Origin of the sequence: Streptomyces sp. NPDC015130, from assembly GCF_043080005.1 — a bacterium.
Classification (GTDB): Bacteria; Actinomycetota; Actinomycetes; order Streptomycetales; family Streptomycetaceae; genus Streptomyces.
The window spans coordinates 179,363-194,700 of the sequence record NZ_JBIBVC010000014.1; the positions used below are offsets into that span (position 1 = coordinate 179,363).

General features: G+C 71.6%; 11 protein-coding genes. 7 read left to right on the top strand and 4 right to left on the bottom strand.

The features are described 5' to 3' along the window. The first annotated feature begins 2 nt into the window (after positions 1-2). The 7 genes from ACF08F_RS27075 to ACF08F_RS27105 all read left to right on the top strand — a co-directional run bounded on the left by ACF08F_RS27075 (position 3) and on the right by ACF08F_RS27105 (position 6,838). Positions 3-416 carry a roadblock/LC7 domain-containing protein gene (locus ACF08F_RS27075; RefSeq protein WP_015036421.1) on the top strand — a complete coding sequence of 138 codons (414 nt, stop codon included), beginning with the start codon at positions 3-5 and terminating at the stop codon, positions 414-416. 132 nt (positions 417-548) lie between these two features. Then, entirely contained in the window at positions 549-953 is a 405-nt protein-coding gene (locus tag ACF08F_RS27080; protein ID WP_017235980.1) for a DUF742 domain-containing protein, read from the top strand. Next, positions 934-1,515, top strand: a complete 582-nt coding sequence (locus tag ACF08F_RS27085) for an ATP/GTP-binding protein (protein ID WP_116158662.1) — start codon at positions 934-936, stop codon at positions 1,513-1,515. The genes ACF08F_RS27080 and ACF08F_RS27085 overlap by 20 nt, the downstream gene beginning before the upstream one ends. 372 nt (positions 1,516-1,887) lie before the next feature. Continuing rightward, positions 1,888-5,208 carry a nitrate- and nitrite sensing domain-containing protein gene (locus ACF08F_RS27090; RefSeq protein WP_392301118.1) on the top strand — a complete coding sequence of 1,107 codons (3,321 nt, stop codon included), beginning with the start codon at positions 1,888-1,890 and terminating at the stop codon, positions 5,206-5,208. A 7-nt stretch (positions 5,209-5,215) separates the two neighbouring features. Continuing rightward, on the top strand, positions 5,216-5,629 hold the full coding sequence (locus ACF08F_RS27095; RefSeq protein ID WP_026057603.1) for a roadblock/LC7 domain-containing protein: 414 nt from the start codon (positions 5,216-5,218) through the stop codon (positions 5,627-5,629). A gap of 92 nt (positions 5,630-5,721) precedes the next feature. Beyond that, positions 5,722-6,276 carry a DUF742 domain-containing protein gene (locus ACF08F_RS27100; protein WP_392301119.1) on the top strand — a complete coding sequence of 185 codons (555 nt, stop codon included), beginning with the start codon at positions 5,722-5,724 and terminating at the stop codon, positions 6,274-6,276. Continuing rightward, complete coding sequence (locus ACF08F_RS27105; RefSeq protein ID WP_017235983.1) at positions 6,257-6,838, top strand: ATP/GTP-binding protein; 582 nt, start codon at positions 6,257-6,259, stop codon at positions 6,836-6,838. The genes ACF08F_RS27100 and ACF08F_RS27105 overlap by 20 nt, the downstream gene beginning before the upstream one ends. A 149-nt stretch (positions 6,839-6,987) precedes the next feature. Here ACF08F_RS27105 and ACF08F_RS27110 read toward each other — a convergent pair whose 3' ends face one another. The 4 genes from ACF08F_RS27110 to ACF08F_RS27125 form a co-directional block, all read right to left on the bottom strand. Next, the gene (locus tag ACF08F_RS27110; RefSeq protein ID WP_392301120.1) at positions 6,988-7,182 is read right to left on the bottom strand and encodes an acyl-CoA carboxylase subunit epsilon; all 195 of its coding nucleotides are present in this window, start codon (positions 7,180-7,182) and stop codon (positions 6,988-6,990) included. Positions 7,183-7,196: 14 nt separating this feature from the next. Next, on the bottom strand, positions 7,197-8,780 hold the full coding sequence (locus ACF08F_RS27115) for an acyl-CoA carboxylase subunit beta (RefSeq protein WP_392301121.1): 1,584 nt from the start codon (positions 8,778-8,780) through the stop codon (positions 7,197-7,199). Between the two features lie 153 nt (positions 8,781-8,933). Next, a complete protein-coding gene (locus ACF08F_RS27120; RefSeq protein ID WP_392301122.1) occupies positions 8,934-11,255 on the bottom strand; it encodes a polysaccharide lyase 8 family protein in 2,322 nt (773 codons plus the stop codon). A 132-nt stretch (positions 11,256-11,387) separates the two neighbouring features. Next, complete coding sequence (locus ACF08F_RS27125) at positions 11,388-15,263, bottom strand: endo-alpha-N-acetylgalactosaminidase family protein (RefSeq protein WP_392301123.1); 3,876 nt, start codon at positions 15,261-15,263, stop codon at positions 11,388-11,390. Between the last annotated feature and the right edge of the window lie 75 nt (positions 15,264-15,338).

Below are 15,338 nucleotides of genomic sequence, written 5' to 3' on the forward strand. Positions count from 1 at the left end.
CGATGAGCCAGGCGGCGCAGAATCTGAACTGGTTGATCACCAACTTCGTGGACAACACCCCCGGGGTGTCCCACACAGTGGTGGTCTCCGCCGACGGACTCCTGCTGGCCATGTCCGAAGGATTCCCCCGTGACCGTGCCGACCAGCTGGCGGCGGTCGCGTCCGGACTGACCTCGCTGACCGCGGGCGCGTCCCGGATCTTCGAGGGCGGTCCTGTCGCGCAGACCGTGGTGGAGATGGAGCGCGGCTTCCTCTTCCTCATGCAGGTCTCCGACGGTTCCTCACTGGCCGTGCTCGCCCACCCCGAGTGCGACATCGGCCTCGTGGGCTACGAGATGGCGCTGCTGGTCGACCGGGCCGGCAGCGTCCTCACCCCGGATCTCCGCGCGGAGCTCCAGGGCAGTCTGCTCCACTAGCGGACCGACATCACCGACAGGGCGGTACGCCCCTCCGTACCGCCCTGAACATGTTCATCGTCCGGCCGCCCCACCCGGCCCCCCACCGGCCCCATCCGACGGCGGAAGTTCGCTGTCACGCCCGGAGGATTCATGACCCCGCCCCCCGCCTCTCACGATCCGTACGGCGCATCAGTCGACGAGTACGGACATGAGGGCGACCAGCCGCTGGTGCGTCCTTACGCGATGACCGGCGGCCGGACCCGGCCGCGCTACCAGCTCGCCATCGAGGCGCTGGTCAGCACCACGGCCGACCCGGCGCACCTCGCCACCCTGCTGCCGGAGCACCAGCGCATCTGCCACCTGTGCCGTGAGGTCAAGTCGGTGGCCGAGGTGTCGGCGCTGCTGTCGATGCCGCTCGGCGTCGCCCGGATCCTCGTCGCGGACCTGGCAGAGGCCGGCATGGTGGCGATCCACCAGCCGGGCAACGGAGAGACCGGCGGCACGCCGGACGTGACACTGCTCGAAAGGGTGCTCAGTGGACTTCGCAAGCTCTAGCGGCGGTGCAGCCCGCTCAACCACCAGCGCGAAGATCGTGGTGGCGGGCGGCTTCGGCGTCGGCAAGACCACGTTCGTCGGCGCCGTCTCGGAGATCAACCCGCTGCGTACCGAGGCCGTCATGACCTCCGCCTCGGCGGGGATCGACGACCTGACCCACACCGGGGGCAAGACCACCACGACGGTGGCGATGGACTTCGGCCGCATCACGCTGGACCAGGACCTGATCCTGTACCTCTTCGGTACGCCGGGCCAGGACCGCTTCTGGTTCATGTGGGACGACCTGGTCCGCGGCGCCATCGGCGCCGTCGTCCTCGTGGACACCCGCCGTCTCGCCGACTGTTTTCCCGCGGTCGACTACTTCGAGAACAGCGGCCTCCCCTTCGTCATCGCCCTCAACGGCTTCGACGGGAACCAGCCGTACCAGCCGGAGGAGGTCCGAGAGGCCCTTCAGATCGGTCCGGACACGCCGATCATCACGACGGACGCCCGCCACCGCGCGGACGCCAAGAGCGCGCTCATCACGCTGGTCGAGCACGCCCTCATGGCCCGTCTGAAGTAACGGGCGACGGGTCGGCAGGGACCGCCGGACAGCCGACGGGCCCATGCTTGTGTCATATGCCTGCCGTGCGGGGTGATCTGTGTCCTTCGACACGACCGCCCCCGCGTTCATAACGTTTCGACAGAGAATTGGGGCGCCTCGGACACCCGATGCATCCGATCGGTGTCACTGCGCTCACATGAGCCCCGTCATTTGGCGGGGCTCGCTCTTTATGCCCGTTTTATGTCGTCGCTGGATCACGGAAAGCGGTCGCTTCCCACTGTTTGGAACGGACCCCCTTCACGTGCTGCAATTCATGAACTCCCGAGTAGTACGGCCCTGAACGAAACACCGGCACAACGTAGGTGCCGACGCCGAGAGGTTGTTGGTCGAGTGAGGCGCAGCAAGGAAAGCTCCGCGGAGCAGGAGACACGGGGCAACTTCACCCCGCCGTCGCGCACAGCGGTGGCACCCGCGGACGTGCCCGTGACGCCGCCGCCGACGGTGGCCGCCCCGGGCAACTCCAGCAAGCTGTCGCCGCGGAACTGGCGGGTGCCCACCCGTCTGAACGCGATCCTGCTCATACCCGTGCTCGTCGGCCTCGTCATGGGCGGCTTCCAGGTCAAGGGTGCGATCGACACCTGGCAGGAGGCGCAGGACGCCGAGAAGACGGCCCTCATCGTGCGGGCCGCCTCGGAGTACAGCACCGCGCTCCTCAAGGAGCGCGACCTCACCGCCGGTCCCCTGCTGGCCGCGAAGACCCCCGAGGACCGCAAGGCCGACGAGGTCGAGCAGGCGTACGCCGCGACCGACGCCGCCCGTCTCAAGTTCGACGAGGCCGCCAAGAACCTTCCCTCGGGCCAGGGCCTGGAGCGCCGTCTCCGGCTCTTCAAGGACGAGGAGCCGAAGCTCGAAGCGCTCCGCAAGGCCGCGTACAGCCGCTCCCTCGACCCGGTGAACACCCAGCTCGGGTACACCGGCGTCCAGCACTACCTCACCGAGTTCTCCAACGAGCTCGGCCTCGGCACCGGCAACGTCACGACCTACGGCCGCAGCGTCTACGCCGTCCAGCTCGCCAAGGGCGCCGAGTCGCTCCAGCGCTCGATCGGCACGCAGCTCCTGGTCCGGCCCAGCCGCACCGAGGAGGTCTTCGCCCAGCAGTCCGTGGCGTTCAACTCGTACAACTACCTGGAGCAGATCGCCCTCGGCGAGTACGGCTCCGGCGCCCTGCCCGAGGACGTCGACCTCCTCAAGAAGGTCATGGCCGGCAAGGCCGCCGAGGGCGCGAAGCAGATGCAGGCCGCCGACGTCGAGCTGCCCAAGGGCAAGGACGGCTCCGTCTACTCCGGCGTGGCCTCCGCGATCGGCACCGCCAAGAGCCCCGAGGCCCTCGCGGCCCTGAAGTCGAAGGGCATCACGGCCGAGAGCTGGATGGCCGTGGCCACCGCCAAGTTCGACGGCTACACCGAGGTCGAGAAGGCGCTCGTCGACAAGGCCGTGTCCGAGGCCGCCAAGATCTCCTCCGACGCCAAGACGGACGCCTGGGTCATCGGCGCCATCGTCGTCGTCGCCCTGCTGACCGCCTTCATCCTCGCCGGGATGATGGCGCGCCAGATGAGCCGCTCGATGCGCGAGCTGCGCACCGCCGCCTTCGGCATCGCCGAGCAGCGCCTGCCGATGCTCGTCGACCAGCTGTCCCGTACCGAGCCCGGCCGGGTCGACACCCGCGTTCAGCCGATCCCGATCGACTCGCAGGACGAGATCGGCGAGGTCGCCCGCGCCTTCGACCAGGTCCACCGCGAGGCCGTCCGGCTCGCCGCCGAGCAGGCCATGCTCCGGGGCAACGTCAACGCGATCTTCACCAACCTCTCGCGCCGCAACCAGTCGCTGATCGAGGGCCAGCTGACCCTCATCACCGACCTGGAGAACAACGAGGCCGACCCGGACCAGCTGGAGAACCTCTTCAAGCTGGACCACCTGGCGACCCGTATGCGCCGCAACGGCGAGAACCTCCTCGTCCTCGCCGGCGAGGAGCCGGGCCGCCGCTGGGACCAGCCGGTCCCGCTGGTCGACGTCATGCGCGCCGCCTCCTCCGAGGTGGAGCAGTACGAGCGCATCGAGCTGGCCGGCGTGCCGGACGCCGAGATCCACGGCCAGGCCGTGACCGACCTCGTGCACCTGCTCGCCGAGCTCCTGGAGAACGCCACCACGTTCTCCTCCCCGCAGACCAAGGTGCGCGTCACCGCGACCCGTCTCCCCGACGGCCGCGTGATGGTCGAGATCCACGACAAGGGCATCGGCCTCACCGCCGAGGACTTCGCGGACATCAACCACAAGCTGGCCAACCCGCCGACCGTGGACGCCGCCGTCTCGCAGCGCATGGGCCTCTTCGTGGTCGGCCGCCTCGCCGACCGGCACGGCATCCGCGTCCAGCTGCGCCCCTCGGGCGAGCAGGCCGGGACGACCTCGCTCGTCATGCTGCCGGACGCGATCACCCACGGTGGCGGTGGCGAGCAGCCGGTCCAGGACGACTTCACGGTCTCCCAGATCATTCCGCGCCAGCAGCAGAGCGCCTTCGAGGCCCCGGCCCCGCAGGCGATGCTGACCGCGGCCGACCTCGGCTTCGACGACTCGCGCTACGAGGAGCAGGGCGAGGGCGAGCAGTCGCTCGACCCGGTCAACCGCTCCCTGAACCGCGAGGACCGGCGTGCGACGCTCAGCGACCGCGCGCAGGGCGGCGACCGGCCGCTGTACCGCGACGAGCCGGAGGCCGCTGCGCAGGAGTACGCGCAGGGCCAGGAGTACGGCCAGGGCCAGGAGTACGCGCAGACCGAGGCGTACGGCGGCCAGGAGTACACCGGCGAGTACGCGCAGCACCAGGAGCAGCCGCAGGAGTACGGGCAGCACCAGGAGTACGCGCAGCAGCCTCAGCAGCAGTACGGCCAGCCTCAGGGCCAGGGTCAGGAGTACGCCGGCGAGTACGCGCAGCAGGGTTACGAGGCGTACCCCCAGGCCGGCTATGCGGAAGCCTCGTACGAGTCTTCGACGGTCGAACACCAGCAGTACGGCAATGCGTTCGACGGTCAGGCCCACCAGGGTGAGTGGCAGGATCAGAGCGCTTACCAGGGTGGCTACGGACAGCAGTACGGAGCGGAACCGGAATCTGCTCCGCCCGCTCCCGAACAGGCCCGCGACCGCGTAGGCTTCGACCGTCCGGGTCCCACTCCGAACCCCGCCCCGGACGCCGGCCACGCACTGACCGACGCAGGTCTGCCGCGCCGCGGCAGCGTCGCCCCGCAGACGCAGCAGGCGCCGCGACAGGCACCGCCCGCGCAGACGCGGCAGCCCGCGCAGGCCCCGCAGCCGGCGCAGGCCGAGCGGCCGGCGGGGTCGGGAGAGCAGGGCGAAGCCGAAGGCTCCGACGCGTGGCGCTCGACCAACGACGAGCGCTGGCAGCGGGCCGGGAAGCTGAAGGACCCGAAGGCGGGCGGGGTCACCTCGTCCGGTCTTCCCCGCCGGGTCCCCAAGGCCAACCTGGTCGAGGGCACGGCGGAGCAGACGCCGCAGGGCGGCCCCCAGGTCTCCCGCGCACCCGAGGACGTACGGGGCAGGTTGAGCAACCTGCGCCGCGGCGTCCAGCAGGGACGCAGCGCGGGAACGGACACGAACGGATCGGGCCTCGGCCCGGGCAGTACCTACAACCAGGAGCGTTAGTGTGAGCATGAGCCAGGCGGCGCAGAATCTGAACTGGTTGATCACCAACTTCGTGGACAACACCCCCGGGGTGTCCCACACCGTGGTGGTCTCCGCCGACGGACTCCTGCTGGCGATGTCCGAGGGTTTCCCCCGGGACCGCGCCGACCAGCTGGCGGCCGTCGCCTCCGGACTGACCTCGCTGACCGCGGGCGCGTCCCGGATCTTCGAGGGTGGGGCGGTCAACCAGACCGTCGTGGAGATGGAGCGCGGCTTCCTCTTCATCATGTCGATCTCGGACGGCTCCTCGCTGGCCGTGCTCGCGCACCCCGAGGCGGACATCGGCCTCGTGGGCTACGAGATGGCCCTGCTCGTCGACCGGGCGGGCACGGTTCTCACTCCTGACCTCCGGGCGGAGCTTCAGGGAAGTCTTCTCAACTAACAGACAGACAGTGCGTTTCACGTCACCGCACCGTAAGGTGCGGTGGCGCGGTTCCAAGGGACATGGACCGCGAGGCAGTCGGAGGAGGAGACGTGGGAACACCACCGGGCGCAAGCCACTACAACGGGTACGACGCGCACCAGGCGCCGCTGGGCGACACCGCGCAGAACCGGTTCAACTTTCCCTCCACCCCGAGCAGACAGGGCGCGTCGCAGCCCTATCAGCAGCCGCAGGCCCAGCAGCACACGCCCGCGGGTTCGCCGAGCGCCCCGCGCGCCTCGTCCTCCGCGGGCGGTTCGGGCGGGCACAACCCGCTCGTGCGTCCGTACGCGATGACCGGCGGCCGGACCCGGCCGCGCTACCAGCTCGCCATCGAGGCGCTGGTCAGCACCACGGCCGATCCGGCCAGGCTGCACGGGCAGTTGCCCGAGCACCAGCGGATCTGCCGGCTGTGCATCGAGATCAAGTCGGTCGCCGAGATCTCGGCCCTCCTCTCCATTCCTCTCGGCGTCGCCCGGATCCTCGTCGCCGACCTGGCGGAGGCCGGACTTGTCGCCATTCACCAGCCAGGCGGCGACGAGGCCGCCGGCGGCCAGCCAGCCGTGACACTGCTCGAAAGGGTGCTCAGTGGACTTCGCAAGCTCTAGCGGCGGTGCAGCCCGCTCAACCACCAGCGCGAAGATCGTGGTGGCGGGCGGCTTCGGCGTGGGCAAGACCACGTTCGTCGGCGCCGTCTCGGAGATCAACCCGCTGCGTACCGAGGCCGTCATGACGTCTGCGTCCGCGGGCATCGACGACCTCACGCACACCGGCGACAAGACGACGACGACCGTCGCCATGGACTTCGGCCGCATCACCCTGGACCAGGACCTGATCCTGTACCTCTTCGGTACGCCGGGCCAGGACCGCTTCTGGTTCATGTGGGACGACCTGGTCCGCGGCGCCATCGGCGCCGTCGTCCTCGTGGACACCCGCCGTCTCGCCGACTGCTTCCCCGCGGTCGACTACTTCGAGAACAGCGGCCTCCCCTTCGTCATCGCCCTCAACGGCTTCGACGGACACCAGCCGTACCAGCCCGAGGAAGTCCGCGAGGCGCTCCAGATCGGCCCGGACACCCCCATCATCACGACCGACGCCCGCCACCGCGCGGACGCCAAGAGCGCGCTCATCACCCTCGTCGAGCACGCCCTCATGGCCCGCCTGCGGTAGTCCCGACGGACGTCCGTACGGATTCGTCACGCGAAGGCCCCGCGCACCGACCGGTGCGCGGGGCCTTCGCCTTGCCGGCTCCGGCCGGACACGGGTACGCCGAAGGCCCCCGCTCCGGGTGGGAGCGGGGGCCTTCGGTGGGGAGGGGGTCAGCCCTGCCAGGAGTGGGAGGGGCGGAAGCCCGACTGGCGCTCCAGACGGCGCCAGCCGGCCGTGGAGCGGCGGTCGTGCGTCTCGGTGGGCTGGGCCGACGCGCGGGCGAGCAGGACCGCGGTGATGGCGGCGAGCTCCTCGGGGTCGGCGTGGCCCTTCTCGACGCGGAGGAGGTTGGCAGGGGTGGTCACGAGTGTGGCTCCTCTTACTGAGGCGGGTTGCCGTGCTTGCGGGACGGCAGGTCGGCGTGCTTGGTGCGGAGCATCGCGAGGGACCGGATGAGCACCTGTCGGGTGTCCGCGGGGTCGATGACGTCGTCGACCAGGCCGCGCTCCGCCGCGTAGTACGGGTGCATCAGCTCGGCCTTGTACTCCTTGACCATGCGGGTGCGCATGGCCTCGGAGTCCTCGGCCTCGGCGATCTGCTTGCGGAAGATCACGTTGGCGGCGCCCTCGGCGCCCATGACCGCGATTTCGTTGGTGGGCCAGGCGTACGTCAGGTCGGCGCCGATGGACTGGGAGTCCATGACGATGTAAGCGCCGCCGTACGCCTTGCGCAGGATCAGGCTGATCCGGGGCACGGTCGCGTTGCAGTACGCGTAGAGCAGCTTGGCGCCGTGCCGGATGATTCCACCGTGCTCCTGGTCGACGCCCGGCAGGAAGCCGGGGACGTCCAAAAGGGTGATGATCGGAATGTTGAAGGCGTCGCACATCTGCACGAAGCGCGCGGCCTTCTCGGAGGCCTCGATGTCCAGGACACCGGCCAGCGACTGGGGCTGGTTGGCGACGATGCCGACGACCTGGCCGTCGAGCCGGGCCAGGGCGCAGATGATGTTGCGCGCCCAGCGCTCGTGGATCTCCAGGTAGTCGCCCTCGTCGACGAGCTCCTCGATGACCTTGTGCATGTCGTACGGGCGGTTGCCGTCGGCGGGCACCAGGTCGAGCAGGACGTCCGAGCGGCGGTCCGCCGGGTCCTCGGAGGCGACGGTCGGCGGGTTCTCGCGGTTGTTCTGCGGGAGCATCGACAGGAGGTAGCGGACCTCCGCGATGCAGGTCTCCTCGTCGTCGTACGCGAAGTGCGCGACGCCCGAGGTCTCGGCGTGCACGTCGGCGCCGCCGAGGCCGTTCTGGGAGATCTCCTCGCCGGTGACCGCCTTGACGACGTCCGGGCCGGTGATGAACATCTGCGAGGTCTCGCGGACCATGAAGACGAAGTCGGTCAGGGCGGGGCTGTAGGCCGCGCCGCCGGCACACGGGCCGAGCATCACCGAGATCTGCGGGATGACACCCGAGGCCTTGGTGTTGCGCTGGAAGATGCCGCCGTAGCCGGCGAGCGCCGAGACGCCCTCCTGGATACGGGCGCCGGCGCCGTCGTTCAGGGAGACCAGCGGGGCGCCGGCCGCGATGGCCATGTCCATGATCTTGTGGATCTTCGTGGCGTGGGCCTCGCCCAGCGCGCCGCCGAAGATCCGGAAGTCGTGCGCGTAGACGAAGACCGTGCGGCCCTCGACCGTGCCCCAGCCGGTGATGACACCGTCGGTGTAGGGCTTCTTCGCCTCCAGGCCGAAGCCCGTCGCCCGGTGGCGGCGCAGCTGCTCGACCTCGCTGAAGGAACCGGCGTCGAGAAGCAGCTCGATGCGCTCGCGAGCGGTCAGCTTGCCCTTCGCGTGCTGCGCCTCGGTGGCGCGGTCACTCGGGCCGCGGAGCGCCTGCTCACGCAGGACGTGCAGCTCGGCCACTCGGCCACGGGCATCAGCGGGCTCGCTCGGGATCTGGTCCACAACGGTCATGTACCGACCCTACGAAGTCGAGGAAGAAAACTCCGCCGTCGACTCCGTACAGTCTCCCGTGTCGATTCCTGGTGGGGCTGGACAGAACCGTCGCCCGTCCAGCCCGAGTCAACAGCCGGACACCCCCCGTGTTTGTGGGGTTCTCACATAGCGCTAGAGAAGGACCTCGCAACGGTGCGTGGCTCCGGCCGTACCGGGGGTGATCCGCAGACGGAGCGCCGCGCCCGCGCCGAGCACCTCCACCGAGGGGTCGTGGGCGAGCACCCGGCGGACCGGACGGTTCCAGACCAGCTCCAGCTGCAGGCCCGTGCGGGGAGGTTCGGCGAGCCTCAGGTCCAGGACCGAGCGGCGCCTGCGGGCGAGGACGCTCGCCGGGGCGGTGACCGTGAGGGGCCCCACCGTACCGGCCGTCCAGAAGTTCGCCGCGGTCAGTCCGAGGGACGGGACGGCGACCGCCTGGCGCTCGGCGGTGTTGTCGAGAACCTGCAGCCAGTCCGGGTCGGCGGCGCGGGCGGCGACCCGGTACCGGGAGGCCCCCGGCATCAGGAGGTACGCGTACGAGGCCGCGACCGGGTCCGTGCCGTGGTCCAGCCAGAGCGTCCGGTAGCGGCGGGCGCGGCGCTCGGTCGAACCGGTCGTGTTGATGTCGCTCCAGGCCCCGGTGCGGTCCTCCTGGACCGTGCGGAGGTTCCCGGTGCCGTCGGGGAGGACCCAGCCGCCGTGGCCCTCCAGGTGCGCCCAGCGGGCGCCGGTGGCGAAGGCCCGGGTGCCGGACTCGCCGAGGAGCCGGTTGTCGACGACCGTCTCGACGGGCACGCCGTCGGTCGCGGTGATCCCGGCGCCGAGGCAGATGACGGCGTCCGCCGCGCAGAACCAGGACTTGCGGGCCTCCAGGGTGGAGCCCAGGCCCTTGAGGTGCTGGCCGACGGCCGCGTACTCGCCGTCGGTGGCCCCGCCGACCCAGCGCACGGCCGGCCGGGGCGCGCCCCACTCGCCGCCCGCCCGGTCGGCGAGGCGCTTCGTGGAGACGGTGGTGCCGGGGAGGCGGTACGGGTCGACGGTGGGCCAGAACCAGTCGGTGTACTGGTCGCCGAGGCCGGGGGCCCACCAGGAGAGCATGCCGGCGCCGGTGTGCCAGCCGCGTGGGTTCTCGCCGTTGCCGCACTCGTAGTACGAGATCCGGTCCGAGGCCATGGCAATGTTCGCGGCCCAGCCGGGGCGGCGGTGCACGGCGCGGTCCATGGCGGTGAAGAGCCGGTGCCCGGTGGGTTCGGGGGCGGCGGGGACGGGGGCGGCTGCCACGGCGTGCAGCCGGGCGAGGTCGGCGACGCCGAACTGGCGGGCGGCGAGGACCGGGGAGACGGTGTCCCGCTGGATCCACCCCTTCACGCGCGCGTGCCAGCGGTCGCGCTCGGCGGGCGAGGCCCCGCCGGCGAGGAGGGCGATCGCCGCGATCACGCCCTGGCCGTGGAAGTGGTCGGAGCGCAGGATCTGCCGGTCGTCGTTCTTCAGGAGGCCGCGGCTGATCGCGCGGCCGTTGACGCTGTCCATCATCAGGCCGTCGTGGATGAGGGGCGCGTACGCCTTCTCGACGCTGTCGAGGACGATCTGCCGGTTCGGGTCGGTGACGGCCCAGGTGGACCCGGCGAGGAGCGAGAAGAGGCGGCCGAGGCCGTCGAGCATGACCTGGCCGTAGGTGCCGGAGTAGGCGACCCAGGTGTGCTGGACGAAGGAGCCGTCGGCGTAGAGGCCGTCGCCCTTGGTGACGTACGGGAAGACGGGCGAGAGGGCGTCGCGGGCCAGGGCGATCTTGGCCGGGTCCGCGCCGAGGACCCCGCGCAGGGCGACCGAGCGGCACAGGTCCACGCGGTTGGCGCCGGTGGAGGTGCCCGTGTAGTCGCCGAGGACCGAGTCGGGCACGAAGTGGTCGACGGCGGCGCAGGCGGCGGCGATCCGTTCGGCGCCGAGGTGCGGGTGGAGCGCGGCGACGACGTCCATGAGGAGGCGGGGGCTGCCGATCTGCCACTCCCACCAGTTGCCGTAGCGGGGGGCGCCCGCGCGGTAGACCGTGGCGGAGAGGTGGTCGAGGCCGCGCAGGACGTCGTCGAGCAGTCCGGCGTCGCCGGTCAGCCCGGTGCCGGGCTGGACGTACGCCTGGGTCATGGTCCACAGGCGGCTGTAGCTCTGGGTGATGCCGGCCGGCGGGTCGAAGGGGACCCCGGGCCAGAGCGAGGCGGGCGCCGGGGCCATGGCGGCGCGGAACGTCCGGGCGAGCGTGCCCGTCTCGGCGAGGCGGGAGGCGTAGGGCTCGGCCCCGGCGTCGAAGCCGGAGCCGAGCTGGAGGTCGAGCCAGCGGAGGCGGAGGACCTTGAACTCGTCGTCCGCCGCGGCTGCGGGGAGCGGGAGTCCGAGGGCCGCCGCCGTGGCGGACGCGGTGATCAGGAACGTACGGCGGGACCAGGCGGGGACGGGCACGGGAGCCTCCCGGGGGAAGTGGTGGAGACCGTTCGGCGCCTGGTGTAACACCGGTTTTCCGACGCAATCAATGAGCACGGCAGGGCTTGCGGCCGGACTGGGCGAAAGCGCTTGCTGCCTTCTGGCGCCCGGTCAGGGCGCGCAGTGGAAGCGGGCGTTCCCCCAGTCCGCGTGGTCGTTGCCGTTCCCGTCGCCGCCGTCGTCCACCACGAGCTCGACGTAGGAGGCGCCGGTGACGTCGGCGGTCAGGGCCCAGGCCGCGTCCGTGGCCTTGAGGACCGGGGACTTCGCCTTCTCCGTGCCGTCCGCGAGGACGCTGAACCGGACGGTGCCCCGGCTGGTCTGGACGTCGTCGACCCCGACCTCGGCGGTGAGGGAGGTGCACCTGCCGCCCAGGTAGTAGCGGACCTTGGCGGGGGCGTGGCTGCCGAGTCCCTTGGCGTACGCGACTCCCCCGATCCGCAGCGGGGAGCCGTCCCCTGTGCCGGTCTCGCCGTTGGAGAGGTCGCGCTCGACGGGGCCCCAGCCGTTGGTGGCGGAGGTCCAGTCGAGGTCGCTCGCCCAGCTGTCGGCGGTGGGCGGCGGGGGCAGGGTGCGGACGGTGGTGGCGGCGGTGAGCCTGCGGGCCGCTCCCCCGAGGTCGTACGAGACCTCGGCGCCCAGCGTGTACGGCCGGTAGGCGGCGTCCACGGGCGGGGTGACCCGCCAGGCGACGGTGGTGGTGCCGCCCGCCGCGACGGGGTCGAGGGCGACGGGCGCGGCCGGTTCGGCGCTCCAGCCCTCGGGGAGGGTGAGCGTGGCGCGGGCGCCGGTGACCGCGGCGGCCTCGTCGTTGGTGAAGGTCGCCCTGACCTCGTTGGCGCGGCCGGGCTCCAGGGTCTCCGGGGCGGTGACGGCGAGGGTGCCGCAGGCGGCCCGCTCGGCGGCCGGGCCGAGGTCGGTGACGGTGAAGGCGTCGAGGACGAAGTCCGCGCCGTCGGGGGCGTCGCCGCGCTTGCGGAGCCCGGTCCAGGTGTCGCCGCAGCCGGCCGTGACGGTCTCGGTGAAGTGCCCGGTGGTCCGCTGCTGAGGGATCGGGGTGCGGCGGGTCTCGACGGCCGGCCCGTCGCCGCTCGTCCGGTCGTAGCCGGTGACCCACTCGTACGCGCCCGCGTGGCTGGACTGGTAGTCGTACTCGACGCGGTAGCTGTGTCCGTCCTTCATCGGGACGGTCCAGGGTGCGGTCCGGTAGACGAGGCCGCTGTTCTCGTCGTGGGACTTGAGGGACTCGGCGCCGCCGATGACGTCGTCGGTCGGCTTTCCGTTCCAGCCGGCCTGGGTGTACGGGGCGTGCAGCTGGGCGATGTGGGTGCGCGGGTCGGTCGTCCCGCCGGAGTCGCCCTTGAGGAAGGGGCCCCAGCCCTGGTCGACGGCCTCGAAGTCCTCGAAGGCGGCGGCTCCGGCCTTGGTGGCCGGGGCGTTGGCCACGATCCGTACGTCGTCGATCCGGACGGTCGCCGCGCTGCCGGAGGCGGCCTCGATCCGCAGCGGGACGGAGCCGTCGGCGGGGGCGGTGAAGGTGACCTTGGCGCGCTGGAAGCGGGTGCCGTTCCAGTCGGAGGCGGCGACCCGGTCGTCGAGGGCGGAGCGCTGGACGGTGACGGCCCGGCCGCCGGCGGAGAGGGTGGTGGGGCGCGTCTTTCCTCGCTCGACCTCGACGAGGGCGGAGGCGGTGTAGCGCGCGCCGGGGGTGAGTCCGGTGATCCGCTGGCGTACGGAGGCGGCGGCCGCGCCGCCGAGCTTCGCGCTGTTGCGGCCCTGCGCGTCGGTGTCGCGGGTGACGGCGCCCGCCGTGGTCCAGGCGCCGAGCGCGGCGTCGTTGAAGCCGGGGTCCTTCACCGGGGTGCCCTGGCCCCATCGCGCGGGGCGCTGCTCCGGGGCGCGGTCGGGGTACAGGACGTAGGGCTGTCCGGCGACGGCGTCGAGGGTGATCCGCCCGCCGACGGGCCGCACGGTGGCGGTCTTCACGCGGCCGTTGTCGGTGAGCCGGTACACGGTGTACGAGCGGGTGCCGGCGGGGACGGCCCAACTGGTCGTGCCACCGGTCTTGTTGTAGTGGTAGAGCTTCTTCCCGCCGTCCCAGGGCAGCAGGTAGGTCTCCCCGTCGAGGACCTTGCGGCCGTTCTCGTGGAAGGTGCGGCGGCCGTTCTCGACGGCGCCGCGGACGCCGCCGGTGAAGGTGAGGTCGTTGCCGTCCCAGCGGGTGATCTTCTGCTGCTGGAGGTACTTGGCGGGCAGGTTGCGCTGCCAGATGTTGGCGGTGAAGTCGTTCCAGTCGGTCTCGCCGGTCCAGCCCTCGAAGTCGACGAGGGCGGTCTGGCCGAGGACCGGGTGGTTGTTCCAGACGTCCTTCTCGCCGTTGCGGACGAAGCGCACGATCTGGGAGTTGAGGCCCTTGTTGGTGGCGCCGCCGTAGTCGAGGTCGTTGGCCCAGTGGGACCAGAGGGAGGCCCGCTCGAACTTCTCGGACCATTCGGTGGCGACGTTCCAGCCCTGCGCCTGGACGGCCTGCATCGTCTTGTCGGCGATCCAGCCGTGCGTGTAGTAGACGTCGATGTAGAGCATCGACAGGTTGGGGTCGGTCTCGTCGCGCAGCTGCTGGAAGCGGCGGGCGAGGTCGCCGCTGTTCACGTCCCTGCGCTGGTCGATGTAGTAGCTCTGGTTGAGCCAGTTCCAGCCGGGCTTCGTCTTGTCGACGAGGGTCTCGCTGAAGTTCTTCGCCTCGGGGTACGACTCGGTGGCGTTGACGTGGACGCCGAAGCCCGCGCCCCACTTCCGGCCTTCCTTGAGGAGGGTGTTGAGGTCGGCGAGGCCGCCGGCGCGCTTGTTGTAGTTGCCGCCGTAGTCGGGGTGGGCGGAGTCGTGGCCCTCGGAGCCGTACCCCTTGAGCAGGGCGAACTGGCCGAGTCCGTCGGTGGCGAGCGAGATGCGCTTGACGTCGTCGAGGGTGCGCAGGAAGGGGTGGGTGGCCTGGGAGGCGAAGTTGAACGGGATGTGGGCGACGACCCGGTCGGGGGTCTGCTCGCTGCCGGGTGCCTTGATCCCGATCGTACGGAAGGCGATGGCGCCGTCCTGCCAGTCGGTGGCGCCGTCGGCGTTGGCGTCGGGGGTGACGACGACCTTGGCCCAGGGCATGCCGTCGCCGGTCTCGGGCGCCGGGGCGCCGCCGCCGCGGTAGGTCCACTGGCCTGACCAGACGCCGACGCGGGTCTCCGTTCCGCTCTTGCGGGCCTGGTGCCAGAAGCGGGCGCCGTCGCGGGCGGAGGCGCCGGCGGGCTTGTCGTAGCTGGAGTTGGACTCGACGGCGGCGGCCAGCCGCCCGGTGCTGACGATCGCGTAGCTCGCGCCGACCGGGTTCGCCTCGGCGGCGGTGGCGTCGGTGACCTGGGCGAAGACGTCGGCGGTGCGGGTGGAGTCCGGGTCGAGGCGGGTGAAGGCGGTGGCGGCGCCGCCGTCCGCCGAGCCCACGGAGACGAGGTCGTGGCCGGGGATGTCGAGGGTGCCGACGCGGAAGGTCTCGGTGTCGCGGACGGCCGTGACCCGGAAGGTGGTGGTCCGGCCCTCGACGCGGAGGCTCGCGTCGATCTCGACGCCGGGCAGGTCCGGGAAGGCGAGGGTGTACGCGGCGGCGGAGCCGGTCAGGATCGGGGCTCCCTTGGCCCGGACGGCGTGGGGGGTGCCGTTGAGGACGACCTGGGTGACCGGGGCCGTACTGCCGAGGAGGCGGGCGCCGGTCGCGCGGTCGGTGTACGCGAGGACGCGGGGGAAGTCCTCGGCGACGGCGACGGAGAGCTGGGCGGAGGTGAGGGCGGGGCCGGCCGTGGGGACGGGGCCGGCGGGACCGGCCGCCGGGGCCGTCGCGGCCGTGGCCGCGTCGGCGAGGGCGGGCCCGGACAGGGCCAGCACGGTGGCCGAGGCCACCGCGAGGGCGCAGGCCGCACGGATTCTTCGCGAAGGGGGGAGGGACATGCGGACCAGTCAGCCGCGCCCCGGCGGCACCGTCAACGAGATCGCGCCGCGCGGGCCCCTCCAGTCCAAGAACCC